We start from the raw sequence: 25,000 nt of genomic DNA, 5'->3' as shown, positions 1-25,000 counted from the left end.
CCTTGGCGCGCACGATGGCGGCGGAGTCGTTGGCGGTGACGGCGCGGGCTTCCACGGCGGCAGCGGCGCCGGCACCGTCGAGGCGGTCCATGTTGGCTTCGGTGGCGTGGCCGGCGTTGGCGCCTTTGATCACCGCTGCACCGGTGTCTTCGTTGTCGACTTCATCCCAACTCAGCATGGAAATACTCCTTCCTGGTACTCGAAAAATAAATGTTTTTGCAGGCTACAAGGCATTGAAATACCGCGCGTAGTGTGGTCGGTAAATACCGATGCTGCACACTATGTAGTGGTCTGATCTGTTTGTGGGCACACTATATGGGGTGTAACAAAGTTGGTCAACGCACAAGATGTGCGGTCATAGGTCGCTGCCACACACAAATTCAGCCGTAGGCGGGTCATGAAACATCACTGCGCATATGCCTATATCGAATAAATAAATAGATATTTATTCCTTTTAATATTCTATCCGGCAGCGCATTTTGAGGGCCTGCGCATTCGTGCGGATTGACCCAACAGCCAAAAGGAAAGCCGACATGACCATCAAAGCGATCAACGTGCGCAACCAGTTCAAAGGCGTGATCAAGGAGATTCTGCTGGGGGAAGTGGTGTCGGAAATCGACGTGCAGACTGCGTCGGGCATTGTGACGTCGGTGATCACCACGCGCTCGGTGCGTGACCTGGAATTGAAAGTGGGCAGTGAGGTGATTGCCTTTGTGAAGTCCACAGAAGTGTCCATTGCCAAGTTGTAAACGCCCAACAGGGTCAGGGAAAGGCGTGGGGCAGTGCCCTCAGTCAACTCGATTGAAAATTTCCCTGACCTGATCCTCGGGCATGACACCTTTGCCCGTTCCCTCGATCAGCTCAAACGTGCCATCAGCATTCACCGTGACGCCCAGGGAGCTGGCCAGCGTGACGCTGACGCCGGGCCGCGCTTGAAGCAGTGTCCTGAGCGGTTGTTCGCCCTGCAACGATTGCCCGATGGTGGTGGCCATGCCTTGCAGTGAACCTGAATTGACCCCGCCTACCAGAATGACCTGCCCACCTTTGTTCAGTGATGCGTTCAATCGATCCAGCAACGCTTGGGTATTGCCGCCCCGCAGGCCCAGTTCCAGGTTGCTGCCGGTCAGGTGCATCAGCGTGCGGGTCTGGTAACGCGCACCGTCCCAGTCGGTGAGCACCGCAATGGCCGAGCAGTCGGTCAGGCTGCGGGTGGAGAGCACGTCGTTGCCGCTCGTGAGTGTCGTGGCTTCACCCATGGCCACCTGCACGGTATTGGCGGCTTTCAGCTTGGCGGTGCGCCCCAACCAGCCCAGGGTAAGCCTGGCCGCGTCGGCCCTGGCCAGGTCTGCGGCCGGATGCACCTGGTTGCCAGGCAACGGTGAAACACCATGGGGTCGCAAGGCCACATCCGGTTTCACGATGACGTTGGCTTGCTGCAGCCGGTACACCACTTCGCGCCTCTGCTCAGGGTTCATGCCCTTGCAGTGGCGCTTCAATTCGTCGATGTCGGCTTTGCTAAAACCTGAGCGCTGCAGTTGCTTGAAGGCTTTTTTGAGCGGAGCCAGCGCGACAAAGTCGGCCTTAAGGGCCTGCACAGCATGGTTGGCACTCAGAAACTGGCGGTATCCTTGCGCAAGGCTCATCTCTAGAGGCCCGCATTTCTTGAACCTGATATCCCGGGTTTGGGTTTTATCCAGTGGTGCGTAATAGAACTCGGCAGTGTCAGCCTCTACCACCAGGTAGCGCTGGCTGGCGCTGGTGACGACCACGCCTCTGAGCTGGCGCTGATCATTGCTGGCGTTGCTGATGCTGCCGAGTTTGACCACCCGAGTATCGTTAGCAAGCGTGCCGGCGCTATCGCCTGTGTAAAAGCCGAAATCGGGGTCGTCAATGAGCTGGCCGTGCACGTGCGCCTTGTAAGTGATGCGTTCGCCGTTGGCGACGGGCACCAGTTGGGGGCCGTTGTCGCCTTTGACTATTTTGTGCAGGCGTTTTTCATAGACCACCGTGCGCTCGCGCGTGAACAGCCCGGCCTTGGACGGGAACAACCGCACGTGCTCCAGGGCCTGCAGGCGTTCTTGGGGTTTGGGCAGGTCGGCGATAAGTTTAACGAAACACTCGTCCTGGATGCCGCGTCGCACCCGCCCACCCGCAGCGGGCGCAGGGCAAAGCGCCTCAAAGCCCTCCAAGGGCTTGGCGTGTTCTGCTGCTTGCAGGTCGGTCAGCTCGCCAGGTCTTGTATTGAGGTAGCGATACACCCGACCACGGTCCACCAGGTCATAGCCATTGGCGCGTGGCAGGGTATAGGCACTGGGGCTCAACGGGTGTTCGATGACCATTGCCTGCCTGCCGTCGCTGAAAAGCTCCCGAGTCAAGGGGATCGTGGCCGGTTGCTCAAAAGCAGGCTCCTTCACGGTACCGCCCACGATGGCAAACAGCTCATTGAGCGCGCCATCCAGTGCGGCAGTGCTGCCGTGTTTGCGCTCGGCCTGCGTGTCACCCGTGATCGATTGCTCGACACCCAATTGGGCTTCTACAAGGCCGGCGGCGGCCGCGACACCGACCACAACCGGCTCGCCAATCACTGCGAACTTGGCCGCCAGGCCGGCGGCTACGGTCAAATCGTTAAGCCAGGTATCGCGGGTGACCTCGCTGTTGGACTTGATCATGACGTCTGCATCGCGGGACATGCGTTCGCGGGTGGCGTCTTTGATCACGCTGAACACGTCGCCGTGAATGCGCACATTGGCGCTGTCGATAACGGTCCCTTCCAGGGTGTCCCAGTAGCCGCTGGCCAAGTAGCGAACGGCGCTGTCCGCGCCTTTGTTCGAGCGCGAATCGCCGGTGATAAAGGATTTGAAATCGCTCCAGAACCCCAAGTCGCTGTCTTGTCGGTCCCTGAGGGCGAAGTGCGATTGCAGCGCCTGGCGCGTCTCGGCATGCCGGCCTTGCTCGGCCACCCATTGGTCCATCGCGTCCAGGGAATCAAAGCGCAGGAAAGCGGGCTTGTGCCCCGGCATATACAGGACCTGCACGCCGTCTCGACGATCACGCAATTGCCCGTGGCTGCCGTAGTCAGTGGCGGTGAAACGCAGGATGTCGTGAGCGGGGCGCCCGTTGATGTCAAACACGTGAACCCGTGTGCGGCCTTCTACCGGCGCTGTCGCTCGTAGTTGTTCGACGCTCAGGGCTTGGTTTTCATCCAGGGGCAGGTTGGCGGCGGCGCCCATCACCAGGCGGTAATCATCGCGGGTAAAGCGCTGCTCGGCCGGCATGTTCAGGCGTTCGGCGGGTGAGGCGCGCTCGTAGGCCTTGAGCTGTTCACGGGCCTGATAAATGAACTCGCCTTTCAAGGAGGTGCGGTAGTCATCGCCATGGTCGTGCCAGAAGCGTTCGAGCTTTTGAATCATGTGCGCCTGAAAGTCGGTTTTCCAGCTTTCATGCATCAGCTGGGAAGGCGCCAGCGCAAACTGGTTATGGGCGCCATAGCCGCCTTGGGTACTTTGCCCGCGGCCGACCGTGTACAGGCCGGCCTGCTGGTCAAGCACGCCGGGCAGTGCGTCGTGTTCGCTGAAGTTGCTCAACAACGCGTCCGGCAGCGCCTGGGAAACGGTGGGTTCTTCCCTCAGATGTTCCCAGTCGGTGACGGTATTGGCACTTTGTGCTTGCTGGAAGCGATTGAGGAAGATGGCGTCGGCATCGACCTTGCGCCCGGTCAACTTGAACACCAGCGCCTCGGCCCATTGCTTGGCTTCGTCGCGGACCCTGGGCAGCGCAGTGTGCGTGGCCTGCAACAGCTGCCGGTAGAGGGCTTTCTGGTGGTCTACCGATGTACTGCGGTTTTGCCTCAACGCCGGTTTGCGTGGCGGTTGCGGAGGCTCCACTGAGTAGGCCGACAAGGCCTGCGGGGTATCGCCGGCGATGGGTTTGAAATCCCAGGCAATGAGGGGGAGTGGGCGTGGCGGCAGAATCATCGACGGGCGGCTCCGGGAGAATTTCAATAGCACAGCGGGCAGCTAAGCCCGGTATGTGCGGAAAATCTCCCGTGCGGTTCCGACCGACGTCAGCGCTTTTGTAAGCTGATCTGCATGCGCTGCACGCCTTCCTCCAGCATCGCCCGTGGGCAACCGAAGTTCAGGCGCACGAATTGCTGGCTGTCATCGCCAAATTCAATCCCCGCGCTCAGGCCCACCTTGGCCTGCTCCAGAAAGAACTGCTGCGGGTCATCAAGACCCAGGGCGCTACAATCGAGCCACGCCAGGAAGGTGCCCTGTGGCGCATGCATCACCACGCCGGGCAGGCGGGTTTTTACCGCGTCGAGCAGGTAGTCGCGGTTGGCTTGCAGGTACTGCACCAGTGCGCTGAGCCACTCGGTGCATTCGCTGTAGGCGGCGCGTGTGGCTTCCAGGCCCAGGGGGCTGACGCTGTCAACCATGCCGCAGCGCGCCTGATTGAAACGCTCGCGCACCTCGGCGTTCTGGACCACGGCGAAGCAGGTCTTCAGGCCGGCCACGTTATACGCCTTGCTCGCTGACATCAGCGTGATGGTGCGCTGGGCGATCTCGGGGCTGAGGCTGGCGGTGGGGATGTGGCGACGGCCGTCGAAGCACAGCTCGGCGTGGATTTCGTCGCTGATGATCAATGCGCCGGTGTCCAGGCAGGCATTGGCCACCGCCAGCAGCTCTTCACGGGCAAACACCTTGCCGATGGGGTTGTGCGGGTTGCTCAGCAACAGCGCCCCGGCCCCGCTCAAGGCTTGGCGCATGGCCGGCAGCGGTGTGCGGTACTCGCCATCGATCAATTGGAACGGCACTTCGATGCGTGGCAGGTTCCAGTTGCCGGGCGCCAGGCGAATCGGCCGATAGTTGGGGGTTTGCAGCACCACCGCCTGGCCAGGCTGGACGAAGGCGTGCAGGGCCATATTGAAGCCAGGCTCCACGCCGGGCAGAAACAGCAGTTCTTCAGGCTGCACGCGCCAGGCGTACTTGGCCCACAAGTCGGCAACGATAGCGTCGCGCACGTCCGGGCCGGCCACGCTGTAGCCGAGAATCTGCTGGTCGAGGCGCGCGTGCAGGGCTTGCAAGATGGCGGGCGGCGCGGCGATGTCCATGTCAGCGATCCACATCGGCCGGACGTCTTGCGGGTAACGGCTCCACTTGGTACTGCCGGTATCGAAGCGTGGGTGGATCGTGTCGAAATCAAAGCTCATGGACAGGCTCGTATCAGGGCGGCGGTAAAAGAATGGCGCCGATTCTAGCGCCATTAATTTTATAGACCAGAGCTGATTGCGCGACTTGCGCAGCGGTGTGCGTTCCATGACCGACAAGTTCTGTAATAAAAACGCCATTGCGCTGGGGATTAAATCGGCTAGGAGCTATTTTGGTGCATCTCAATAATCAGAGTAGCCATGGATGAAATACCAACCCTTGAGTCACACGTTGATTGCGACCGCGCTGGTCTTGACGGTCAACGGTGTGCACGCAGCTTCCCAAGCCCCGGTTGCGGGTGAAAATGGCATGGTGGTCACGGCCCAGCACTTGGCAACCCACGTGGGTGTCGATGTGCTCAAGGCCGGCGGCAACGCGGTCGATGCGGCGGTGGCGGTAGGTTACGCACTGGCGGTGGTGTACCCGGCGGCGGGCAACCTGGGCGGCGGTGGTTTCATGACCGTGCAACTGGCGGACGGGCGCAAGACCTTCCTCGACTTCCGCGAAAAAGCCCCGTTGGCGGCGACGGCCGACATGTACCTCGACAAGGCCGGCAATGTGGTCGAAGGCCTCAGCGCCAAAGGCCATTTGGCGGTCGGCGTACCGGGCACGGTGTCTGGCATGGAGCTGGCCCTGAGCAAATACGGCACCCTCAAGCGCGCCCAAGTGATTGCCCCGGCGATCAAGCTGGCGGAAAACGGCTTTGCGCTGGAGCAGGGCGATATCGACCTGTTGCACACCGCCACCGGTGAGTTCGAAAAAGACCAGGACATGCGCGGGATCTTCCTGCATAACGGCAAACCGATGCAGGTGGGCCAGAAGCTGGTGCAGAAGGACCTGGCCAAGACCCTCAAGGAAATCTCGGCCAAGGGCACCGACGGTTTCTATAAAGGTTGGGTTGCCAAGGCGGTGGTGGATTCCAGCCAGGCCGGCAAAGGCATCATCACCCAGGCCGACCTCGACGCCTACAAAACCCGCGAACTGGCCCCCATCGAGTGCGACTACCGTGGCTACCATGTGGTCTCGGCGCCGCCACCCAGCTCGGGCGGTGTGGTGATCTGCCAGATCATGAACATCCTCGAAGGCTACCCGATGGCCGATCTGGGCTATCACTCGGCCCAGGGCCTGCACTACCAGATCGAAGCGATGCGCCATGCCTACGTGGACCGCAACAGCTACCTGGGTGATCCGGACTTCGTGAAGAACCCCATCGAGCATCTGCTGGACAAGAACTACGCGGCCAAGTTACGCGCTGCCATCGAGCCGCAGAAGGCCGGTGACTCCCAGGCGATCAAGCCAGGTGTGTCGCCCCACGAAGGCAATAACACCACCCACTATTCCATCGTCGACAAGTGGGGCAACGCGGTCTCGGTGACCTATACCCTCAACGACTGGTTTGGCGCCGGGGTGATGGCCAGCAAGACCGGGGTGATTCTCAACGATGAAATGGATGACTTCACCGTCAAGGTCGGGGTGCCGAATATGTATGGGCTGGTGCAGGGCGAAGCCAACGCCATCGCACCGGGCAAGGCGCCGTTGTCATCGATGAGCCCGACCATCGTCACCAAGGACGGCAAGGCAGTAATGGTCGTTGGCACACCGGGGGGCAGCCGCATTATCACCGCGACCTTGCTGACCATCCTGAATGTCATCGACTACAAGATGAACATCCAGGAAGCCGTGGATGCACCGCGCTTCCACCAGCAATGGATGCCGGAAACCACCAACCTTGAGACCTTTGCCGTCAGCCCGGACACCCAGAAGATCCTCGAAAGCTGGGGCCACACGTTTGCCGGCCCGCAAGATGCCAACCACCTGGCCGCCATCCTGGTAGGCGCGCCTTCCCTGGAGGGCAAGCCGGTGGGTAACAACCGTTTCTATGGGGCCAATGACCCGCGGCGCAACACCGGCTTGTCGTTGGGTTACTAAGGAACTGGCATTGTCTCTGTAGGAGCGAGCAAGCTCGTTCCTACAGAGGGCAAGGTAGATCAGAAGGTGTATTGCAACTCCCCCGACACCGACGCCTGCAACCGCTGCTCCACAATCGGGCTCTTGCCGGCCTTGTCCGCCAGGTATTGCACATCCAGCAAGGTCGAGAACTGCGTGTGTTCGTTGATCGGCACGCTCCATGAAAGGCTCATGCCATTGCTGATATTGCCGGCACTTGCCTTGTATTCCTTGAAGCGGCTGCGGGTGGCCTGGGCGGTAGTCACGCCGTACCAGGTTTGCAGGTAGTTGCGGTCACCGAAGTGGCTGTTGATGGCGGCATCGACGCAGCCGTAGCGGCCTTCATACAGATGGGTACCCAGGCTCAACTCCAGATGGGTAAAAGCCTTGCCGGTTTCCTTGTGTTTATCTTCTTCAAGCGCATGTTCCAGGGTGGCACCGATGATCACACCGCCGAGGTTGTAGGCGGCACTCACTCCCAATTGCGGACGTGACTTGATCTGGCCCATACCTTTGAGGCGTTTGGAGCCGGCCTGCATGCTTTCATTTTTATCCTTGCGCGAACCGCTTGCGCCAACGTATGCGCTGAAGCTCAGGGCATTACCTTCGTAACCCCAGCCCAGGCCCGTATCAGTATCGAGGAAGACGCCCCAGGGGCTGATGATTTTGCCGCCGAGTACAGGCGCCGTCATACGTTCGTCGCTGCCACTGTAGCGGGGTGCGTTGGCCATGCCGGCCTTGAGGCTGTATTGCCAGTCTTCGGCAAGCGCCGTATCGGCGGCGGCGAGCAGGCACAGTGAGGTCAATGACAGGCACAGGTTTTTTGCGTGCATCAGGTGTTTCTCCTGGTTAGAAATTCGAGGGTATGTGGGGTGATTGGGTACGTTTGAAGGAATAACCCGAAGCGCTCAGCCCGTTGACCTGGCGGCTGACGGTATCGCCCAGGCCGTAGCCGTTGCCGGCCAGTACCGCATGGGCGTTGTCGATGGGCAGCAGGATGTAGTCGGTCAGCGGCTCGCCGTGCAATTGGCCGCGAATCACCAGAAAGCCGTCCTCCTGACGCACGCTGATGCCACTCAATGGCGCGTCGGGTTCATGGCTGCTGAGCACCTGATAGGTGCCGACCGTGTTGGCCCAGGCGGCAGGCAAGGGCGGTGGCTCGATGCGTTCACCGATGGCAATGCGTTGGCCGTGGCTGCGCGCGGTGAGCATTTGGCGGCCTTGTACCTGGATCAGATCCAACTGCACGCGGCCCAACTCGCCCAGGTCCTTGCGCCAGAAGCCGAGGATCTTTTTCTGCGCGCGCAGCCAGCCTTGTTCATCACGTAACAGCTCGAAATCGTAGCCGGCCAGTTCGCCGGTCAAGCGCGCATGCTCATCCCTGATGCGGAACACGCCCCAGGCGGTCGCATAGAAACCAGCCAGGCGCTTGCGATCCACCGCCGCCGGCACATGGCGCAGCTTGAGGCCGTGGCTCGGGGCCTGGCAGTCATCGGCGCACACAGGCTGGCCGGTCTGTGCCTGGAGCATCAGGCGCAGGCTGTCGGTGGTCAGTGACACCACCATGTCTTCGGCGTTGCTGTCGTTGGCCATGATGATCACCGCCAGCTGCTGATCCGGTAGCAGGGTCAATTGGGCGACGAAGTCATCGCCGCCACCGCTGTGCTGGTAGGTGCGCACACCGGGGCCGATGGGCTCGTCACCGCAGGGCGCCAGAAACCAGCCCAGGCCGATCTGGCAGTCGAAGTCCAGGGCGTTGCCGGTGTTTTGCTGGGTAAACATGGCGTCGATAGAAGCGCTGCCGAGGATCTGGCTGCCCTTATAGGTGCCCTTGGCAAACAGCATGCGTACGTAGCGGCTGAGGTCTTTGGGGCTGGTCCACAGGCCACCGGCGGCGAGGTCACGCACCTGGGCGTCGGTGCTGGCCTTGCCGTCCTCGTAACCATGGGCGCGAAAGCCCATTTGCGCACCGGTGCCCACGAAGCTGGACTGGTTCATTCGCAGGGGCGTGAGCAGGCTGCTTTGCAACTGGGCTTCAAAGCGTTTACCGCTGCTGCGCTCGATGGCCGCGCCCACCAGTGAATAACCAAGGTTGGAGTACGCCACCTGGGACCCCGGCAGGCTGCTCAGCCACACACCCGACACGCGCATCGGCATTTGCCCCATGGCGTAAGTGCTGCGCAGGTCGCGCAGGTGCTCGCTGGGCAAGCCGGACTGATGGCTGAGCAAGCGCCGCAAAGTGATCGCTCGATCCGCCTCGGCCTGGTCGCTGTGAAAGCGTGAACGTACGTAGAACTCACGCAGGGTCTGCTGGATCGGTGCATCCAGCGCCAGGTGGTGCTGCTCCACCAGCTGCAGCGCCGCCGTGGCGCTCAGCAGTTTGGAAATGCCACCGGCGCGAAACGCGGTATTGGGCGTGACCGGCACCCCCTGGTCTTTGTCAGCCAGGCCAAAGCCACGGGCCCAGATCAGCTCCTGGCCATTGACCAGCGCAATCGACAAACCTGCCACATTGTCCCGAGCCATCTCCCGGGGAATGCGGGTTTGCAAGTAGCGGATGATTGCGCCGTAATCGCCTTTTTGAATCGGCGGCGGGGCAGGCGGTTGCGAGTGGCAACCGATACTGCCCATCAGGCAACCCAAGAGCGGAATACCGCGCAACCTGCGAAACATCAAGAGCACCCGAGCGATGGTTTGGATGCTGGAATGCTAGGCCGGCGGGGGCTTGGAATCTTTGAGTGCTTTGTCGGGAAACTGTCAAAGACTGTTAACAGCCACCTGTAGGAGCGAGCTCGCTCGCGAAAAACGCACAGGCGCCGCGTTTATCCAGAAAACACCCGTTATCGTTGAGGTTTTTCGCGAGCAAGCTCGCTCCTACAGAATCAGGGCATCAACGTGGCGATCAGCGCGCGAATGGTCCCTGGCAACGCTTCCAGCTCACGTACCAGGATGCTGCGCTCGCGAATCGCCCAGGGTTCGTCGAGCTTCACGGTCACCAGCTGCATGGTGCGGCTGTGGCGCAGGGCGGCGGACTCGGGAATGATGCCGATGCCCACGCCGGCCTCGACCATCCGGCAGATCGCCTCGAAGCTCGAGACCTGGATACGCAGCGACAATTGCTTACCCAGGCGCTCGACGTGTTCGCGCAGGAAACTCAACAGCGTGCTGCCTTCATGCAGGCCGATGTGCTGATACGCCAGGGTTTGCTCAAGGGTCACTGAAGGCAGGTCGGCCAACGGATGCCCGACCGGCACCATCAGCACCAGTTCATCGGTGCTGAAATGCAGTACTTGCAAGCCGGAGGCTTCCACGGGGCCGGCGATGATACCCATGTCACTGGTGCCATCGAGCACCCCGCGCACGATGTCCCGTGACAGGCGTTCCTGCAGGTCGACGGTGACGCCGGGGCGCTGTGACAGAAAGCCTGCCAGAACCTCCGGCAAAAATTCGGTGACCGCCGTGGTGTTGGCGAAGATACGGATATGCCCGGCCGAATCCACGCCGTATTGGGTGAACTCGCTTTTGAGGTAATCCACCTGGCGCATGATCAACCGCGCATGGTGCAACAGCCGCTCGCCTGCCGGGGTGATCTCCACGCCCCGGCTGTCGCGGTACAACAGGCGCGTGTAGAGCTGGCCTTCCAGGGCCTTGATCCGCGCACTGGCGGCAGCCGGCGACAGGAAGGCGCGCTTGGCGCCCTGGGTAAGGCTGGGGGATTCGGCGATATGGATGAACAGGCGCAGGTCGGCGAGATCGAAGTGCATGCAAGGCTCCCGGTATAAACACCAAACCTCATCACAATGAAGATCCAAATGTGGGAGCGGGCTTGCTCGCGAAAGCGGTGGATCAGCCAATGTATTCAGTGACTGACACTGCGCTTTCGCGAGCAAGCCCGCTCCCACAGGGATATGCGGTGTTTTTCAATTAATGGCGTTCAGCATAACCGAACGCTGGTTTATTGAAATGCAAATTCTCAGAACGGGCAGGCCCTTGCATGATCCACGGCAGACACCCACTGCCTGAGGACCTGCACCCGATGAGCGCCACTGATTGGATCGGCCGAAGTGAGACCGCCCACGACCACCTGAGCCATAACCTGCTCAAGCGTATCGCCGCCACGTTCGGTGAAGCCGTGCCTGCCGATGGCGACGCGGTGCCTGCGTTGTGGCAATGGTGTTTTTTCCAGGACCCATTGCCCGAATCGGCCCTGGGCAGCGACGGTCACCCGGCACGCGGTGGGTTCCTGCCACCGGCCGATAACCGCAATCGCATGTGGGCCGGTGGGCGCCTTGCGTTTTTGCACCCTTTGCGGGCTGGCGAGGCGGCCACGCGCGTATCCACCATCACCCAGGTCGAAGAAAAAACCGGCCGCACCGGTTCACTGTTATTCGTCACCGTGCGCCATGACTACTCCCAGGACGGTCGCCTGGCCATCCGCGAGGAACAGGACATCGTCTACCGCGAACCCACGCCACCCAAGGCGGGCAGCGGCGACGCGCTGGCCCGGGGCGAATGGACAGAGGCCGTCGAGCCGACGCCGACCTTGTTGTTTCGCTACAGCGCCGTGACGTTCAACGGCCACCGCATTCATTACGACTACCCCTATGTCACCGGCACCGAAGGCTATGCCGGCCTGGTGGTGCATGGCCCGCTGATCGCCACCTTGAGCCTGCGCGCGTTCTGCCGGGCGCACCCCGAAGCGACCCTGCGCCGCTTTGCCTATCGCGGTGTGCGCCCACTGATTGCGCCACAGCCTTTTGAGGTCGGCGGGCGTATCACCGCAACCGGCGTCGCAGAACTCTGGGCGGGCAACACTGAAGGCCTGGCGCAGACCGCCCAAGTGCATTTCGAATAACCCGATAACAACAGGCGGAGAGCCGTTAATGAATGCCCATGACAACGAAGAACTCAAGGCCATCCGCGAAGGCGTGCGCGCCTTGTGCGCCGAGTTCGATGCCGCTTACTGGCGCAAGATCGATGAAGAAAAAGGCTTCCCTGAAGCCTTCGTCAAGGCCCTGACCGACGCCGGTTGGCTGTCGGCCATGATCCCCGAGGAATACGGCGGTTCCGGCCTGGGCCTGGCCGAAGCCTCGGTGATCCTTGAGGAAGTCAACCGCTGCGGCGGCAACTCGGGCACCGTACACGGCCAGATGTACAACATGTTCACCCTGCTGCGTCACGGCAGCGAGGCGCAAAAACGCTACTACCTGCCCAAGCTGGCCAGCGGTGAATTGCGCCTGCAGTCGATGGCCGTCACCGAGCCCACTACCGGCACCGACACCACCAAGATCAAGACCACGGCGATCAAGCGCGGCGACAAGTACGTGATCAACGGCCAGAAAGTCTGGATCTCTCGGGTACAGCATTCCGACCTGATGATCCTGCTGGCGCGCACCACGCCTTTGGCCGACGTAAAGAAAAAGTCCGAAGGCATGTCGATCTTCCTGGTGGACCTGCGCCAGGCCATCGGCAACGGCCTCACCGTGCAGCCCATCGCCAATATGGTCAACCACGAGACCAACGAGCTGTTCTTCGACAACCTGGAGCTGCCCCTGGACAGCCTGATTGGCGAGGAGGGCAAGGGCTTCAAATACATCCTCGATGGCCTGAATGCCGAGCGCACCCTGATTGCCGCCGAGTGCATCGGTGACGGCCGCTGGTTCATCGAAAAGGCCAGCGCCTATGCCCGCGACCGTGTGGTGTTTGGCCGGCCCATCGGGCAGAACCAGGGCGTGCAGTTCCCGATTGCCGAGGCGCATATCGAGATCGAAGCGGCCGACCTGATGCGCTGGCGTGCCTGTGATGAATACGACAGCGGCAAGAACGCCGGGGCCAGTGCCAACATGGCCAAGTACCTGGCGGCCAAGGCGTCCTGGGAAGCGGCCAACGCCTGCCTGCAAACCCACGGCGGCTTCGGCTTTGCCTGCGAGTACGACGTGGAGCGCAAGTTCCGCGAAACCCGCCTGTACCAGGTGGCGCCGATCTCCACCAACCTGATCCTGTCCTACGTGGCCGAGCATTTGCTCGAATTGCCGCGCAGCTTCTGAGGGCGTTGAGCATGCATCATACCCAAGCCCTTTGCCGGTTCCTGGCCGAGCTGACTTACGCGCAGTTGCCCGAGCACGTACTGGCGCGCACCGAAGCGCTTTACCTGGATTGGCTCGCATCCGCCTTGGCCAGCCAGGGCGCGCACCCGATTCCCCTGTTTGAACGCTACGCACAGAAGATGGGCCCGAGCAGCGGCCCGGCCCAGGTGATCGTCAACGGCACCGGCACCAGCGCGTATTTTGCCGCCCTGGTCAACGCCGCCTCCTCACATCTGGTGGAGCAGGATGACCTGCACAACAGCTCGGTGCTGCACCCCGCCACTGTGGTATTTCCCGCCGCGTTGGCCGCTGCCCAGGACTTCGGCAAGTCTGGCCGTGAACTGTTGCTGGCCTCGGTGGCCGGCTATGAGGCGGGGATTCGCATCGGTGAGTTCCTGGGCCGTTCCCACTACCGCATCTTCCACACCACGGCCACGGTCGGCACCCTGGCGGCAGCGGTCGCGGTGGGCAAGTTGCTCGACTTCAACGAAGAGCAATTCATCAACCTGCTCGGCAGCGCCGGCACCCAGGCCGCCGGGCTGTGGGAGTTTCTGCGCGATGCCGCCGACTCCAAGCAACTGCACACGGCCAAGGCGGCGGCGGACGGCTTGCTGGCGGCTTACCTGACGGCCGATGGGCTGACCGGCGCGCGCAATATTCTTGAAGGCGACCAGGGTTTGGCGGCGGGCATGTCCAGTGATGCGCAGCCGGGCAAATTGTCTGCCGACCTGGGCAGCCGTTGGGCACTGGTAGAAACCTCGTTCAAGTTCCACGCCTCCTGCCGCCACACCCATCCCGCTGCCGATGCGCTATTGGACGTGATGCAGCGTGAAGGCTTGAGCGCTGCACAGATTTCCCAGGTGCAAACCCACGTGCACCAAGGCGCCATCGACGTACTCGGCCGAGTGACGGTGCCGGCCACCGTGCACCAGGCCAAATTCTCCATGGGCACCGTGCTCGGCCTGATCGCCGTGCATGGCAAAGCTGGGTTGCCTGAATTCCATGACCTGGCGTTGACCGATCCTGCGGTCGCGGCGTTTCGCGACAAGGTCAGCATGACCCTGGACCCGGAAGTCGACAGCGCCTACCCGCAACGCTGGCTGGGCCGCGTCACGGTCACCACCACCGATGGCCGCACGCTGCACGGTGCCATTGATGAACCCAAGGGCGACCCGGGCAACACCCTGAGTCGGGCCGAACTGGCGGATAAATTCCAGCGCCTGGCCCACTTCAGCGGCGCCCGCACCCCGGCCCAGGCCAACCGCCTGATCGAGCAGGTATGGAACCTGCGCACTACCGCGTCCATGGCCCATTGGCTTTGAGGGATTTGTCATGACTGAACAACGACCGCTGGACGGCATCACCGTCGTCAGCCTGGAACACGCGATTGCCGCGCCATTCTGTACGCGCCAACTGGCCGACCTGGGTGCCCGGGTCATCAAGGTGGAGCGCCCCGGCACCGGCGACTTCGCCCGTGGCTATGACGAGCGGGTGCGTGGCCTGGCATCGCATTTCGTCTGGACCAACCGCTCCAAGGAAAGCCTGACCCTGGACCTCAAGCAGGACGAGGCGGGCGCCATTCTGGATGCGCTGCTGGCCGACGCCGATGTGCTGGTGCAGAACCTTGCCCCCGGCGCGGCGGCGCGCATGGGCTTATCGTTCGAGGCGCTGCACGCGCGCTTTCCACGGCTGATCGTCTGCGATATTTCCGGCTACGGCGAAGGCGGGCCCTACGAGAAAAAGAAAGCCTACGACCTGTTGATCCAGAGCGAGGGCGGGTTTCTCTCGGTGACCGGTGGCCCAGATGAAGAACAGATGGCCAAGGCCGGTTGCTCTATCGCGGACATCTCGGCCGGCATGTACGCCTACAGCGGCATTCTGTCGGCGCTGCTGCTGCGCGGCAAAACCGGCCAGGGCAGTCGCATCGATGTGAGCATGCTCGAAAGCCTGGTGGAGTGGATGGGCTACCCGATGTATTACGCCTTCGACGGCGCGCCGCCGCCACCGCGTGCGGGTGCCGCGCATTCGACGATTTACCCCTACGGGCCGTTTCCCACCGGGGGCGGCGGCACGGTGATGCTCGGCTTGCAGAACGAGCGCGAATGGGCGGCGTTCTGCGACAAGGTGCTGCTCAGCCCGGCGCTGGCAACGGACGAGCGCTTCAGCGCCAACTTCAAGCGCTCGGCCAACCGCGAGCTGCTGCGCCAGATCATCGTGGAGCGCTTTGCCCCACTGGACGTCGAGGCGGTGATCCAGCGCCTGGAAGACGCGCAGATTGCCAGTGCACGGGTCAACGACATGCAAGGCGTGTGGGATCACCCACAACTCAAGGCCCGCGACCGCTGGCGCGAAGTCGACAGCCCAGCGGGGCCGCTGCCGTCGCTGCTGCCACCGGCGCGTAACGCTGCGTTTACCCCGCGCATGGACGGCGTGCCAGCGCTGGGGCAACACAGCCAAGGCATCCTCGACCAGCTGGGTTACTCCGTTGAGGCCATTAACAGCCTGCGCGAGCGCGGCGTTATCTAATCAGGAATCAAGTGATGCCAAAGCCATTAGTACGTTCTGCGCTGTTTGTGCCGGGCAGCCGCCCGGAGCGGTTTGCCAAGGCCTTGGCCAGCGGCGCCGACGCAGTGATTGTGGATTTCGAAGACGCGGTGGAAGAGCCGCTCAAGCGTCAGGCCCGGGATAATCTGGGCGCGTTCCTGCATGCGCATGCCGAAGCCCAGGTGTGGGTACGCATCAACGCGCCCCAGCATGCTGAGCATTTTGCCGATGTCGCCTTCTGCAAGGCCCATGCAAATGTGGCGGGGGTATTGCTGCCCAAGGTCGAAAGCGCGGCCCAGGTGGCGGTGGTGGCCGCGACCGGCAAGGCTATCTGGCCGATTATCGAAAGCGCACGCGGTTTGCTGGCACTGGCGCAGATTGCCCAGGCGCCCCAGGTAGAGCGCCTGTCCTTCGGCGGCTTGGACCTGGCGCTGGACCTCAACCTGAGCAGTCACTCCCGCGCGGCCGAATTGGCCCTCGACCAGGCGCGCCTGGCGTTGATCGTGCATTCGCGCGCCGCGGGCCTGGCGCCGCCGCTGGACGGCGTGCACCCGGCCATCGACGACCCCGAAGGCCTGCACCGCTCGATCCGGCACGCTTATGAAATGGGCTTTGCCGGCGCGTTGTGCATTCATCCCAAGCAAGTCGCAGTGATCCATGCCGCGCTGGCGCCGAGCGCCGAAGAGCTGGCCTGGGCCAGGCGGGTGGTGGAGGCGGGCGCCCATGGGGCAGGGGCTTATCAGATTGACGGGCAGATGGTGGATGCGCCGGTACTGCTGCGCGCGCAGCGGCTGCTCACTGGAGAAACCGAATAAAAACTGTGGGAGCGGGCTTGCTCGCGAATGCGGTGGATCAGTCAACGAATTCGGCGCCTGGCATACCGCGTTCGCGAGCAAGCCCGCTCCCACATTGGAACATCAGCGCTTAATAAGCCCTGCGTTCGTCCTGGCCGAACGCAGGTATCTAAAATTCGAAATTCACGACACGCGTTTCATCAGGCACCTTGCCTTACAACACAACAATAAGAAGGTGATTCCCATGCTCAAGCTTTCCCGGGCGCTGCTGTGCGCCGCCACGTTGTTTACCGCGGGCCTGGCCCAGGCGGCAGACCCGATTGTGATCAAGTTCGCCCACGTGGTTGCCGAAAACACCCCTAAAGGCCAGGGCGCGTTGCTGTTTAAAAAACTTGCTGAAGAGCGCCTGCCCGGCAAGGTCAAGGTCGAGGTGTACCCGAACTCGTCGCTGTTTGGCGATGGCAAGGAAATGGAAGCGTTGCTGCTGGGCGACGTGCAAATGCTGGCGCCGTCCCTGGCCAAGTTCGAGCATTACACCAAGCAAGTGCAGATCTACGACTTGCCGTTCCTGTTCAACGATCTGGCCGCCGTCGACCGTTTCCAGGCCGCTGAGGGCAAGCAACTGCTGACCTCGATGCAGGATAAGAACATCCTCGGTCTGGCCTATTGGCACAACGGCCTCAAGCAACTCTCCGCCAACAAGGCCCTGCATGAACCCAAGGACGCCCGTGGCCTGAAGTTCCGCGTGCAGGCTTCCAGTGTGCTCGAAGAGCAGTTCAAGGCGATCCGTGCCAACCCGCGCAAGATGAGCTTTGCCGAGGTTTACCAAGGCCTGCAGACCGGCACCGTGAATGGCACCGAGAACACCTGGTCCAACTATGAAAGCCAGAAGGTCAACGAAGTGCAGAAGTACTTCACCGAGTCCAACCATGGCCTGATCGACTACATGGTGATCACCAACGCAAAATTCTGGAACAGCCTGGCGCCGGATGTGCGCAGCACCCTGGAGCAGATCATGGCCGAGGTTACCGTAGAGGTGAACAAGCAGGCCGAAGCGCTGAACCAGTCGGCCAAGCAAAAGATCATCGACGCCAAGACCAGCGAAATCATCGAACTGACCCCCGCGCAACGTGCGCTGTGGCGCGAAGCCATGCGCCCGGTGTGGCAGAAGTTCGAGGGCGAGATTGGGGCTGACCTGATCAAGGCGGCGGACGCTTCCAACCAGTAATCCCAGGGCATACCGAGATCCAATGTGGGAGCGGGCTTGCTCGCGAAAGCGGTGGGTCAGTCACCAGTGTTATCAACTGACAGACTGTATTCGCGAGCAAGCCCGCTCCCACATGTCGAACCGGTTTTCACCCTGTGCCTTGCATAACCCATCCCTTTTTCGCGAGGTTTTGCCATGCAAACGCTAAGGCGCGTCTGGGAGCACCTGGAGGAAGGCTTCATTGCGTTCCTGCTGGCCGCCATGACCCTGGTGACATTCGTCTACGTCATGCTCAACAACGTCTACACCCTGTTTTTTACCCTGGCCGACAAATGGGCCTGGAGCAGCCCCTTCTTCAATGCCCTGGGCGACGGCACCATGACGTTGGCCCAAGAGATGACCTGGAGCGTGGCGCTGACCAAGGCCATGTTCGGCTGGTTGATTTTCTTCGGCATTTCTTACGGCGTGCGCACCGCAGGCCACCTGGGCGTGGACGCGCTGGTGCGGCTGACTCGGCGCCCGGTGCAACGCCTGCTCGGCATGCTCGCGTGCCTGTGCTGCCTGGCCTATGCCGGGTTGTTCATGGTGGCCAGCTACAAGTGGGTGAGTGCGGTGATGACCGCGCATATCGGCGCCGAAGACCTCGACCAGTTCGGTATCGATGTCGGCGACATCGTGGTGATCGTGCCCATTGGCTTTGCCTTGGTCTTGATCCGCTACCTGGAAATTTTCTACCGCATCTTTACCCACCGCCAGGTCGGGTTGGGGTTGGCCGACGAGGCCGGTGAGGCCAGCAAGTTGGCCGGCAGCCATGAGGAGCGTCACTGATGGCCGTGCTCTGTCTGTTTCTGCTGTTGTTCGTGTTCATGTTTCTGGGCGTGCCGATTGCGATTGCCCTGGGGCTGTCCGGTGCGGTGTCGATCCTGATGTTCAGCCAGGACTCGGTGAGTTCCCTGGCGATCAAGCTGTTTGAAACCAGCGACGCCTACACCTTCCTGGCGATTCCGTTTTTCCTGTTGTCCGGTGCCTTCATGACCACCGGCGGCGTGGCCCAACGGCTGATCGACTTTGCCAATGCCTGTGTCGGGCATATCCGCGGTGGCCTGGCGATTGCGGCGGTGCTGGCGTGCATGCTGTTTGCGGCGCTGTCCGGCTCATCACCGGCCACGGTGGCAGCAGTGGGCTCGATTGCCGTGGCAGGCATGGTGCGTTCCGGTTACCCGAAGGAGTTTGGGGCGGGCATCATCTGCAATGCCGGGACCTTGGGCATTCTGATTCCGCCGTCGATTGTGATGGTGGTGTATTCGGCGGCGACCGAAACCTCGGTGGGCAAGCTGTTCATGGCCGGGGTGATTCCGGGTTTGCTGCTGGGCCTGATGTTGATGGTCGCGATCTACATCGTCGCCCGCATCAAGAAGCTGCCGGCGCAACCCCGGGCGACGTTCCGTGAGTGGCTGAGTTGCGCACGCCGGGCATTCTGGGGCCTGTTGCTGCTGGTGATCATCCTTGGGGGCATTTACAGCGGCATGTTCACCCCGACCGAAGCGGCGGCGGTGGCGGCGGTGTATTCGGCGTTTGTCGCGCTGTTCGTCTACAAGGACATGAAGCTGCGCGACTGTCCCAAAGTGCTGCTGGAGTCCGGGCGATTGTCGATCATGCTGATGTTCATCATCGCCAACGCCATGCTGTTTGCCCACGTGCTGACCACCGAGCAGATCCCCCAGCAAATTACCGCCTGGGTGATCTCCGAAGGGCTGACGCCGATTGGCTTTTTGATCATGGTCAACGTGGTGTTGCTGATTGCCGGCAGCTTTATGGAGCCTTCGGCCATTGTGCTGATCCTGGCGCCGATCTTTTTCCCGATTGCGATGAAGCTGGGTATTGATCCGATTCACCTGGGCATCGTGATGGTGGTGAACATGGAAATCGGCCTGGTACATCCACCGGTGGGGCTGAACCTGTTCGTGACTTCGGCGGTGACGGGGCTGACCCTGGGGCAGACCATCCGCGCGGCGATGCCGTGGCTGATGATCCTGTTGGTGTTCCTGATCATGGTCACCTACCTGCCGTTCATTTCCCTCGCACTGCCGCAGTGGCTGGGGATGTGAGGCCGCTGGACGGTGGGAGAGGGCAGCCCTCCCACCGTTGAGGGGCGTCAGACCTTGAACTGACGCAAAAGCCCATCCAGCTGTTCACTCAAGCCACGCAACTGTGCACTCGCCACGCTCGATTGCTCCGCCGCCAGCGCGGTGCTGTGGGACAGCCCGGCCGCTTGGGTGACGTTCTGGTTGATGTCTTCCACCACGTGGGCCTGTTGCAGGGTGGCGCTGGCTATCGAGGCGTTCAGGCCGTTGAGATTGTGCAGCGCCTGGCCGATGGCGGTGAGGCTCGCGCCCGCCTGGCCGGCTTGTTCGATGGTCAGTTGCGAGGCGCTGTGGCTGTCGCTGATCACCTTGACCGCTGCTTCCGAGTGGCCTTGCAGGCGCTCGATCATCACCTGGATCTCGGCGGTGGATTTCTGCGTGCGCTGGGCCAGCAGGCGCACCTCATCGGCGACCACCGCAAACCCACGGCCTTGTTCACCGGCGCGGGCGGCTTCGATGGCGGCGTTGAGGGCGAGCAGGTTGGTCTGGTCGGCGATGGAGCGGATCACTTCCAGTACGCCGCCGATCTGCGTGCTTTCGCTGGAGAGCGTGCGGATCACCTCCACGGCCTGGCTGATAGTGGTGGAGAGCTGGTCGATCTGCTGCAAGCTGCCGTCGATATTGACCTGGCCCTGTTGTGCCTGGGCCTGGGCATCGCGCATTTCGCTGGCAGCGTGCTCGGCATTCTTGGCCACGTCCTGCACGCCGTAGGTGACTTCGTTGATGGCGGTGGCCACCAGTTCCATCTGCTGCGACTGCTGCTGGCTGCGGTCATGGGCCTGGCTGGCGTTGTGGCCCAGTTCGGTGGACGACTGGCCCAGGGCGTTCGCGCACACCTGCAACTGGCCGACCACCTGGCGCAGCTTGGCGGTGAAGCTATTGAAGTGCTGGGCCAGTTGCGTCAACTCGTCACGGCCGTGGGTGTCGAGGCTGTGGGTCAGGTCGCTTTCGCCGCTGGCGATATTGCCCATGGCATTCACCGCCGCCTGCAACGGCTGCACGATGCTGCGGGCAATCAGCACCACCAGCACGGCCATCATCAGCGCAATACCCAGGCCAATGGCCGAGGCTTTCCACACCTGGCCCCTGAATTCGGCCTGCACATCGTCCACGTAGACGCCGGAGCCGATGATCCAGCCCCAGGGTTCGAACAGTTGGATGTACGAGGTTTTCTCCACCGGCGCTTCGGCGCCGGGCTTCGGCCAGCGGTAGTTGACGATGCCGGCGCCCTTGGCCTTGGCCAGGCTCACGAATTCGTTGAACACGGCGAAACCGTCCGGGTCGCGAATCGCCGAGAGGTTCTGGCCGTCGAGCTTGGGGTTGGCCGCGTGCATGATCATCACGGGGGTGAGGTCGTTGATCCAGAAGTAATCATCGTGGTCATAACGCAGGCCGCGCACCGCGCTCAAGGCCTGTTGTTGCGCGGCGTCGCGGGTCAGCACGCCGGTTTTTTCCAGGTTCTGGTAATAGCTGAGTACGCCACTGGCGGTCTGTACCACGTGCTGGGTCTGCTGGCGCTTGGCTTGGTAGAGGTCGCCGTGGATCTGGTTGAGCATCAACAGCCCCAAGGCCAGCAGCATCAACACGGCGACTATCAGGATCAGCCAAAGGCGGCGGCTGATCGACATGCTGCGCAAACTGTTCATCGTCCTGTCACTCCCTGCTCTTTATAATTGTGGTGCTGCTTCGAGATTTCCGGCGTGTCTGATAGGCTTTCGGCCCGGAATCGAAAAACCTGAGTACTGCCTGATTTTTCACGGAATTTTTGCAGACCGGCGTTGAGAATCAACCGCGGGCGCTTGTGTGCGCTCGTCGTCAGTGAACTTAAAAAAGACTAAGAGGCATGCCCCGTGCATGACCTTTGGAGACAGCATGGATTTTTGGACCGCCATACAGGCATTGATTCTCGGCATCGTAGAGGGGCTTACGGAGTTCTTGCCGATCTCCAGCACCGGCCACCAGATCATCGTCGCCGACCTGATCAATTTTGGCGGCGAGCGTTTCGAAGCCTTCAACATCATCATCCAGCTGGGCGCGATCCTGGCGGTGGTCTGGGAGTTTCGACGCAAGATCTTTGACGTGGTTATCGGCCTGCCGACCCAGCCCAAAGCCCGGCGCTTTACCGTCAACCTGATCATCGCCGTGTTGCCGGCGGTGGTACTGGGGGTGATTTTTGCCGACCTGATCAAGCATTACCTGTTCAACCCGATCACCGTGGCCACGGCGCTGGTGGTGGGCGGCGTGATCATGTTGTGGGCTGAACGCCGCCAACATGCAGTGCGGGCTGAAACCGTCGATGACATCACCTGGAAAGACGCCCTGAAGGTCGGCCTGGCCCAGTGCCTGGCCATGATCCCCGGCACTTCGCGCTCTGGTGCGACGATCATTGGCGGGCTGTTGTTCGGCCTGTCGCGCAAGACCGCCACCGAGTTCTCGTTCTTTCTGGCGATGCCGACCATGGTCGGTGCGGCGGTGTACTCGGGCTATAAATACCGTGACCTGTTCCAGCCCGCGGACCTGCCGGTGTTCGCCATTGGCTTTGTCACCTCGTTCATCTTCGCGATGATCGCGGTCAAGGCCCTGCTCAAGTTCATCGCCAGCCACAGCTACGCGGCGTTTGCCTGGTACCGGATTGCCTTTGGTCTGGTGATCCTGGCGACCTGGCAGTTCGGCTGGATCGACTGGACTGCGGTCAAGCCATGAGTATCCAGCATCCACGCCTGAAGGCGCTGATCTTTGTACTGCTGTGTGCCGCGCCGCTGCTGGGCTCGGCGTTGCTGTGGTATCGCGGCGAAACGGTGATCCCGTTGATGGCCTACGGCGTGGTCAGCGTGGTGGCGTTCTTCTTGTACTGGAGCGATAAGCGCAAGGCGCAGACCGAAGGCTGGCGGACCCCGGAAAACATCCTGCATGCGGTGGAGCTGGCCGGCGGTTGGCCGGGGGCGTTGATCGCCCAACAGGTGTTCCGGCACAAGACGCGCAAGGTGTCTTACCAGGTGTTGTTCTGGGTGATTGTGCTGTTGCACCAGGTGTTCTGGCTGGACCAGCTGTTCCTCGGCGGCACCTTGCTGTCAATCCTCTAGCCGCAAGCCAATCTGCGTGCGCTTGGGCAGCTTGCTCACCACCAACTGGTGGGAGCGCTGCAACAAGCCGCGCAGTTCCTCAGCGCCCAAAGGGTAGGGCGTGTTCATGATGACCCACTGCGCCCTCGCCAGGTAAGGCGCCGGGTGAATGCCCGGGCGGTCGACGTGACCCAGGAACAGTTCTTTGTCGACCTTGAAGGCCAGCGACTCACCGCGCAGGTTCTGCAAGGCGAACATCTTGTTGCCAGCAACCGAGAACACCCGCACGCCACCCCATTTATAGTCTTCCCGTGCGCCTGGCAGGCTCAGGCAAAAACGTGCGACTTGTTCTTCCGTCATGCTCATAACAGCCGATCTCCACAGCCTTTGAAGCCTTCTTCCAGGTAGTCGATCCAGGCCCGGATGGCCGGCAGCACGCCGCGCCGGTGCGGGTAGACCGCCTGCAGCCAGCCGCCTGGCAATGACCACTCCGGTAGCAATTGCACCAGCCGGCCGCTGGCCAGTTCTTCTTCGCAGTACATCATTGGCAACACCGTAAAGCCCACGCCCATCATTGCGCTGGCCTTGCGCACGATAAAGTCTTCGATGCCCAGGCGCGCCTCCATCACTAGCTCGTGCATGTTGCCCTGGGGGTCGATGATGCGTTGGTGCACCATTCGGTCCGCCTCGAGTGCGCCAAGGATTGGCAACTGCTTGAGGTCTTCCAGGGTTTCGACCCGCCGCTCACGCATGAAAACGGGGCTGGCCACCAGCACGGTATGCGCCTGGCGCAGGCGTTTGGTGACCAGCAACGGGTCTTCGTCGCCCAGTTCGCGTACGCGCAGCGCTACATCAATGCCTTCGGCCACCAGGTCGACGCGGCGATTCACCAGGGTCATGTCCAACTGTACCAACGGGTGCGCGGCCAGAAAACCGGCTACCAACTCCGGCAGGATCTGCTGGGCCAGGCCCACCGGGCAACTGACCCGCAAGCGCCCCCGTGGTTCGCTGGACATACTGGCCACGGCTTCGTCGGCCATTTCCGCTTCAAGCAGCATGGCCTGGCAGTGGCGCAGGTAGCGTTCGCCGACGGCGGTGAGCGTCAGTTGCCGGGTGGTGCGTTGCAGCAAGCGTGCACCCAGGCGGTCTTCCAGTTCGGCAATGCGCCGTGAAAGCCTGGATTTGGGAATGCCGAGTAGCCGGCCAGCCGCAGCAAAACCGCCGGCTTCGACGACTTTGGCGAAATAGTAGAGGTCGTTGAGGTCTTGCATGGTGGGCCTATTGTCCTGTCAGTGGGACAAACTATCGCATTTCAGCTGGCTTATCGACCATTGGTTTCATGCGTAGCATCACCACCATCTGATCGCCACTGTCGATCCCACCTCGGAGATCCATCATGAAACTGTTGCATATCGATTCCAGCATCCTCGGCGACAACTCGGCCTCCCGTCAGCTCAGCGCGGGTGTGGTCAAGGCATGGCAGGCCGCCCAGCCGGGCGTGGAAGTGACTTACCGTGACCTCGCCAGCGAAGGCATCAACCATTTTTCCGGCGCGACCCTGGGCGCCTTGGGCACTGCTGCCGAACTGCGCGATGCAGCGCAAAAGCACGAGGCTGAACTGAGTGCGTCGTCGCTGGCTGAATTCCTCGCCGCCGATGCCGTGGTAGTCGGTGCGCCGATGTACAACTTCACCATCCCCACCCAGTTGAAAGCCTGGATCGACCGCATCGCGGTAGCCGGCCAGACCTTCCGCTACACCGAAGCCGGCCCTGAAGGCCTGTGCGGCAACAAGAAAGTCATTATTGTCTCCACCGCCGGTGGCCTGCATGCCGACCAGGCCTCGGGCGCTGCTCACGAAGGCTACTTGAAGCTGCTGTTCGGTTTCCTCGGCATCACCGACATCGAGATCGTCCGCGCCGAAGGCCTGGCCTACGGTGATGAAGTGCGCAGCAAAGCCATGAGCGACGCCAACGTGCGCATCAACGAGCAACTGTTCGCCGCTGCGTAAG

The 25,000-nt window shown here is 61.8% G+C and carries 21 protein-coding genes and 1 pseudogene; 13 read left to right on the top strand and 9 right to left on the bottom strand.

The genetic code is table 11. The annotated features are described in order from the left end of the window. A pseudogene (locus tag MF6394_RS33105) lies at window positions 1-178 on the bottom strand (ribonucleotide-diphosphate reductase subunit beta); the annotation flags it as partial. Between the two features lie 355 nt (window positions 179-533). On the opposite strand from MF6394_RS33105, the gene MF6394_RS14055 reads away from it, so the two are divergent. Continuing rightward, complete coding sequence (locus MF6394_RS14055; RefSeq protein WP_003173733.1) at window positions 534-749, top strand: TOBE domain-containing protein; 216 nt, start codon at window positions 534-536, stop codon at window positions 747-749. 39 nt (window positions 750-788) lie between these two features. Here MF6394_RS14055 and MF6394_RS14050 read toward each other — a convergent pair whose 3' ends face one another. After that, window positions 789-3,974 carry a dermonecrotic toxin domain-containing protein gene (locus tag MF6394_RS14050; RefSeq protein ID WP_177345139.1) on the bottom strand — a complete coding sequence of 1,062 codons (3,186 nt, stop codon included), beginning with the start codon at window positions 3,972-3,974 and terminating at the stop codon, window positions 789-791. Window positions 3,975-4,063: 89 nt separating this feature from the next. After that, on the bottom strand, window positions 4,064-5,209 hold the full coding sequence (locus MF6394_RS14045; protein ID WP_078466868.1) for a MalY/PatB family protein: 1,146 nt from the start codon (window positions 5,207-5,209) through the stop codon (window positions 4,064-4,066). A 202-nt stretch (window positions 5,210-5,411) separates the two neighbouring features. Between MF6394_RS14045 and ggt the strand changes: the two genes are divergently transcribed. Beyond that, window positions 5,412-7,136, top strand: coding sequence for a gamma-glutamyltransferase (gene ggt / locus MF6394_RS14040; protein WP_047710769.1), 1,725 nt, complete (start codon window positions 5,412-5,414; stop codon window positions 7,134-7,136). A gap of 59 nt (window positions 7,137-7,195) precedes the next feature. Here the strand turns inward: ggt and MF6394_RS14035 are convergent, their stop codons facing one another. From MF6394_RS14035 to MF6394_RS14025, 3 genes are all read right to left on the bottom strand, one after another. Further along, complete coding sequence (locus MF6394_RS14035; RefSeq protein WP_078466867.1) at window positions 7,196-7,987, bottom strand: MipA/OmpV family protein; 792 nt, start codon at window positions 7,985-7,987, stop codon at window positions 7,196-7,198. Between the two features lie 16 nt (window positions 7,988-8,003). Next, on the bottom strand, window positions 8,004-9,827 hold the full coding sequence (locus MF6394_RS14030; protein ID WP_078466866.1) for a serine hydrolase domain-containing protein: 1,824 nt from the start codon (window positions 9,825-9,827) through the stop codon (window positions 8,004-8,006). A 209-nt stretch (window positions 9,828-10,036) separates the two neighbouring features. Next, on the bottom strand, window positions 10,037-10,918 hold the full coding sequence (locus MF6394_RS14025; RefSeq protein ID WP_078466865.1) for a LysR family transcriptional regulator: 882 nt from the start codon (window positions 10,916-10,918) through the stop codon (window positions 10,037-10,039). Between the two features lie 272 nt (window positions 10,919-11,190). On the opposite strand from MF6394_RS14025, the gene MF6394_RS14020 reads away from it, so the two are divergent. From MF6394_RS14020 to dctM, 8 genes are all read left to right on the top strand, one after another. Then, window positions 11,191-12,009: an FAS1-like dehydratase domain-containing protein gene (locus MF6394_RS14020; RefSeq protein ID WP_078466874.1), complete on the top strand. Its 819-nt coding sequence runs from the start codon at window positions 11,191-11,193 to the stop codon at window positions 12,007-12,009. 28 nt (window positions 12,010-12,037) lie between these two features. Continuing rightward, window positions 12,038-13,201: an acyl-CoA dehydrogenase family protein gene (locus MF6394_RS14015; protein WP_078466864.1), complete on the top strand. Its 1,164-nt coding sequence runs from the start codon at window positions 12,038-12,040 to the stop codon at window positions 13,199-13,201. Between the two features lie 11 nt (window positions 13,202-13,212). Beyond that, the gene (locus MF6394_RS14010; protein WP_078466863.1) at window positions 13,213-14,562 is read left to right on the top strand and encodes an MmgE/PrpD family protein; all 1,350 of its coding nucleotides are present in this window, start codon (window positions 13,213-13,215) and stop codon (window positions 14,560-14,562) included. Window positions 14,563-14,572: 10 nt separating this feature from the next. Further along, window positions 14,573-15,766, top strand: a complete 1,194-nt coding sequence (locus MF6394_RS14005) for a CaiB/BaiF CoA transferase family protein (protein ID WP_078466862.1) — start codon at window positions 14,573-14,575, stop codon at window positions 15,764-15,766. Between the two features lie 14 nt (window positions 15,767-15,780). Next, window positions 15,781-16,599, top strand: coding sequence for an HpcH/HpaI aldolase/citrate lyase family protein (locus MF6394_RS14000; protein WP_078466861.1), 819 nt, complete (start codon window positions 15,781-15,783; stop codon window positions 16,597-16,599). A gap of 223 nt (window positions 16,600-16,822) precedes the next feature. After that, complete coding sequence (locus MF6394_RS13995) at window positions 16,823-17,806, top strand: TRAP transporter substrate-binding protein (protein WP_078466860.1); 984 nt, start codon at window positions 16,823-16,825, stop codon at window positions 17,804-17,806. Between the two features lie 174 nt (window positions 17,807-17,980). Then, entirely contained in the window at window positions 17,981-18,613 is a 633-nt protein-coding gene (locus tag MF6394_RS13990) for a TRAP transporter small permease (protein ID WP_047710778.1), read from the top strand. Then, complete coding sequence (gene dctM / locus MF6394_RS13985) at window positions 18,613-19,893, top strand: C4-dicarboxylate TRAP transporter large permease protein DctM (RefSeq protein WP_014718351.1); 1,281 nt, start codon at window positions 18,613-18,615, stop codon at window positions 19,891-19,893. The genes MF6394_RS13990 and dctM overlap by 1 nt, the downstream gene beginning before the upstream one ends. 47 nt (window positions 19,894-19,940) lie before the next feature. Here dctM and MF6394_RS13980 read toward each other — a convergent pair whose 3' ends face one another. After that, window positions 19,941-21,575 (bottom strand): methyl-accepting chemotaxis protein, encoded by a 1,635-nt coding sequence (locus MF6394_RS13980; protein WP_003191044.1) that lies wholly within the window; start codon window positions 21,573-21,575, stop codon window positions 19,941-19,943. Window positions 21,576-21,801: 226 nt separating this feature from the next. On the opposite strand from MF6394_RS13980, the gene MF6394_RS13975 reads away from it, so the two are divergent. Both MF6394_RS13975 and MF6394_RS13970 read left to right on the top strand, forming a co-directional pair. After that, entirely contained in the window at window positions 21,802-22,632 is an 831-nt protein-coding gene (locus MF6394_RS13975) for an undecaprenyl-diphosphate phosphatase (protein WP_044273643.1), read from the top strand. Further along, entirely contained in the window at window positions 22,629-23,012 is a 384-nt protein-coding gene (locus tag MF6394_RS13970) for a DUF1294 domain-containing protein (RefSeq protein WP_032892008.1), read from the top strand. Before MF6394_RS13975 ends, MF6394_RS13970 begins: the two co-directional genes overlap by 4 nt. On the opposite strand, the gene MF6394_RS13965 is transcribed toward MF6394_RS13970, so the two are convergent. Further along, entirely contained in the window at window positions 23,001-23,357 is a 357-nt protein-coding gene (locus tag MF6394_RS13965; protein WP_054895937.1) for an MmcQ/YjbR family DNA-binding protein, read from the bottom strand. The genes MF6394_RS13970 and MF6394_RS13965 overlap by 12 nt on opposite strands. Next, on the bottom strand, window positions 23,354-24,262 hold the full coding sequence (locus tag MF6394_RS13960; RefSeq protein ID WP_034127344.1) for a LysR substrate-binding domain-containing protein: 909 nt from the start codon (window positions 24,260-24,262) through the stop codon (window positions 23,354-23,356). Before MF6394_RS13960 ends, MF6394_RS13965 begins: the two co-directional genes overlap by 4 nt. A 125-nt stretch (window positions 24,263-24,387) precedes the next feature. On the opposite strand from MF6394_RS13960, the gene MF6394_RS13955 reads away from it, so the two are divergent. Next, window positions 24,388-24,999, top strand: a complete 612-nt coding sequence (locus MF6394_RS13955; protein WP_003191051.1) for an FMN-dependent NADH-azoreductase — start codon at window positions 24,388-24,390, stop codon at window positions 24,997-24,999. Window position 25,000 lies beyond the last annotated feature (1 nt).

Origin of the sequence: Pseudomonas sp. MF6394, from assembly GCF_002018845.1 — a bacterium.
GTDB lineage: Bacteria > Pseudomonadota > Gammaproteobacteria > Pseudomonadales > Pseudomonadaceae > Aquipseudomonas > Aquipseudomonas lactis.
Note: the sequence above shows the minus strand (reverse complement) of the source record. Positions and strands in the feature narration are given on the sequence as shown.

Bases quoted from the DNA above. Each gene is read 5' to 3' on its own strand.
- MF6394_RS14015 (WP_078466864.1), top strand. From the start codon at position 12,038: ATGAATGCCCATGACAACGAAGAACTCAAGGCCATCCGCGAAGGCGTG.
- MF6394_RS14045 (WP_078466868.1), bottom strand. From the start codon at position 5,209: ATGAGCTTTGATTTCGACACGATCCACCCACGCTTCGATACCGGCAGT.
- MF6394_RS14010 (WP_078466863.1), top strand. From the start codon at position 13,213: ATGCATCATACCCAAGCCCTTTGCCGGTTCCTGGCCGAGCTGACTTAC.
- MF6394_RS14020 (WP_078466874.1), top strand. From the start codon at position 11,191: ATGAGCGCCACTGATTGGATCGGCCGAAGTGAGACCGCCCACGACCAC.
- MF6394_RS13970 (WP_032892008.1), top strand. From the start codon at position 22,629: ATGAGTATCCAGCATCCACGCCTGAAGGCGCTGATCTTTGTACTGCTG.
- MF6394_RS13965 (WP_054895937.1), bottom strand. From the start codon at position 23,357: ATGAGCATGACGGAAGAACAAGTCGCACGTTTTTGCCTGAGCCTGCCA.
- MF6394_RS13990 (WP_047710778.1), top strand. From the start codon at position 17,981: ATGCAAACGCTAAGGCGCGTCTGGGAGCACCTGGAGGAAGGCTTCATT.
- MF6394_RS13980 (WP_003191044.1), bottom strand. From the start codon at position 21,575: ATGAACAGTTTGCGCAGCATGTCGATCAGCCGCCGCCTTTGGCTGATC.
- MF6394_RS14005 (WP_078466862.1), top strand. From the start codon at position 14,573: ATGACTGAACAACGACCGCTGGACGGCATCACCGTCGTCAGCCTGGAA.
- MF6394_RS14025 (WP_078466865.1), bottom strand. From the start codon at position 10,918: ATGCACTTCGATCTCGCCGACCTGCGCCTGTTCATCCATATCGCCGAA.
- MF6394_RS13975 (WP_044273643.1), top strand. From the start codon at position 21,802: ATGGATTTTTGGACCGCCATACAGGCATTGATTCTCGGCATCGTAGAG.
- ggt (WP_047710769.1), top strand. From the start codon at position 5,412: ATGAAATACCAACCCTTGAGTCACACGTTGATTGCGACCGCGCTGGTC.
- MF6394_RS13995 (WP_078466860.1), top strand. From the start codon at position 16,823: ATGCTCAAGCTTTCCCGGGCGCTGCTGTGCGCCGCCACGTTGTTTACC.
- MF6394_RS14000 (WP_078466861.1), top strand. From the start codon at position 15,781: ATGCCAAAGCCATTAGTACGTTCTGCGCTGTTTGTGCCGGGCAGCCGC.
- MF6394_RS14055 (WP_003173733.1), top strand. From the start codon at position 534: ATGACCATCAAAGCGATCAACGTGCGCAACCAGTTCAAAGGCGTGATC.
- MF6394_RS13960 (WP_034127344.1), bottom strand. From the start codon at position 24,262: ATGCAAGACCTCAACGACCTCTACTATTTCGCCAAAGTCGTCGAAGCC.
- MF6394_RS13955 (WP_003191051.1), top strand. From the start codon at position 24,388: ATGAAACTGTTGCATATCGATTCCAGCATCCTCGGCGACAACTCGGCC.
- MF6394_RS14050 (WP_177345139.1), bottom strand. From the start codon at position 3,974: ATGATTCTGCCGCCACGCCCACTCCCCCTCATTGCCTGGGATTTCAAA.
- dctM (WP_014718351.1), top strand. From the start codon at position 18,613: ATGGCCGTGCTCTGTCTGTTTCTGCTGTTGTTCGTGTTCATGTTTCTG.
- MF6394_RS14035 (WP_078466867.1), bottom strand. From the start codon at position 7,987: ATGCACGCAAAAAACCTGTGCCTGTCATTGACCTCACTGTGCCTGCTC.
- MF6394_RS14030 (WP_078466866.1), bottom strand. From the start codon at position 9,827: ATGTTTCGCAGGTTGCGCGGTATTCCGCTCTTGGGTTGCCTGATGGGC.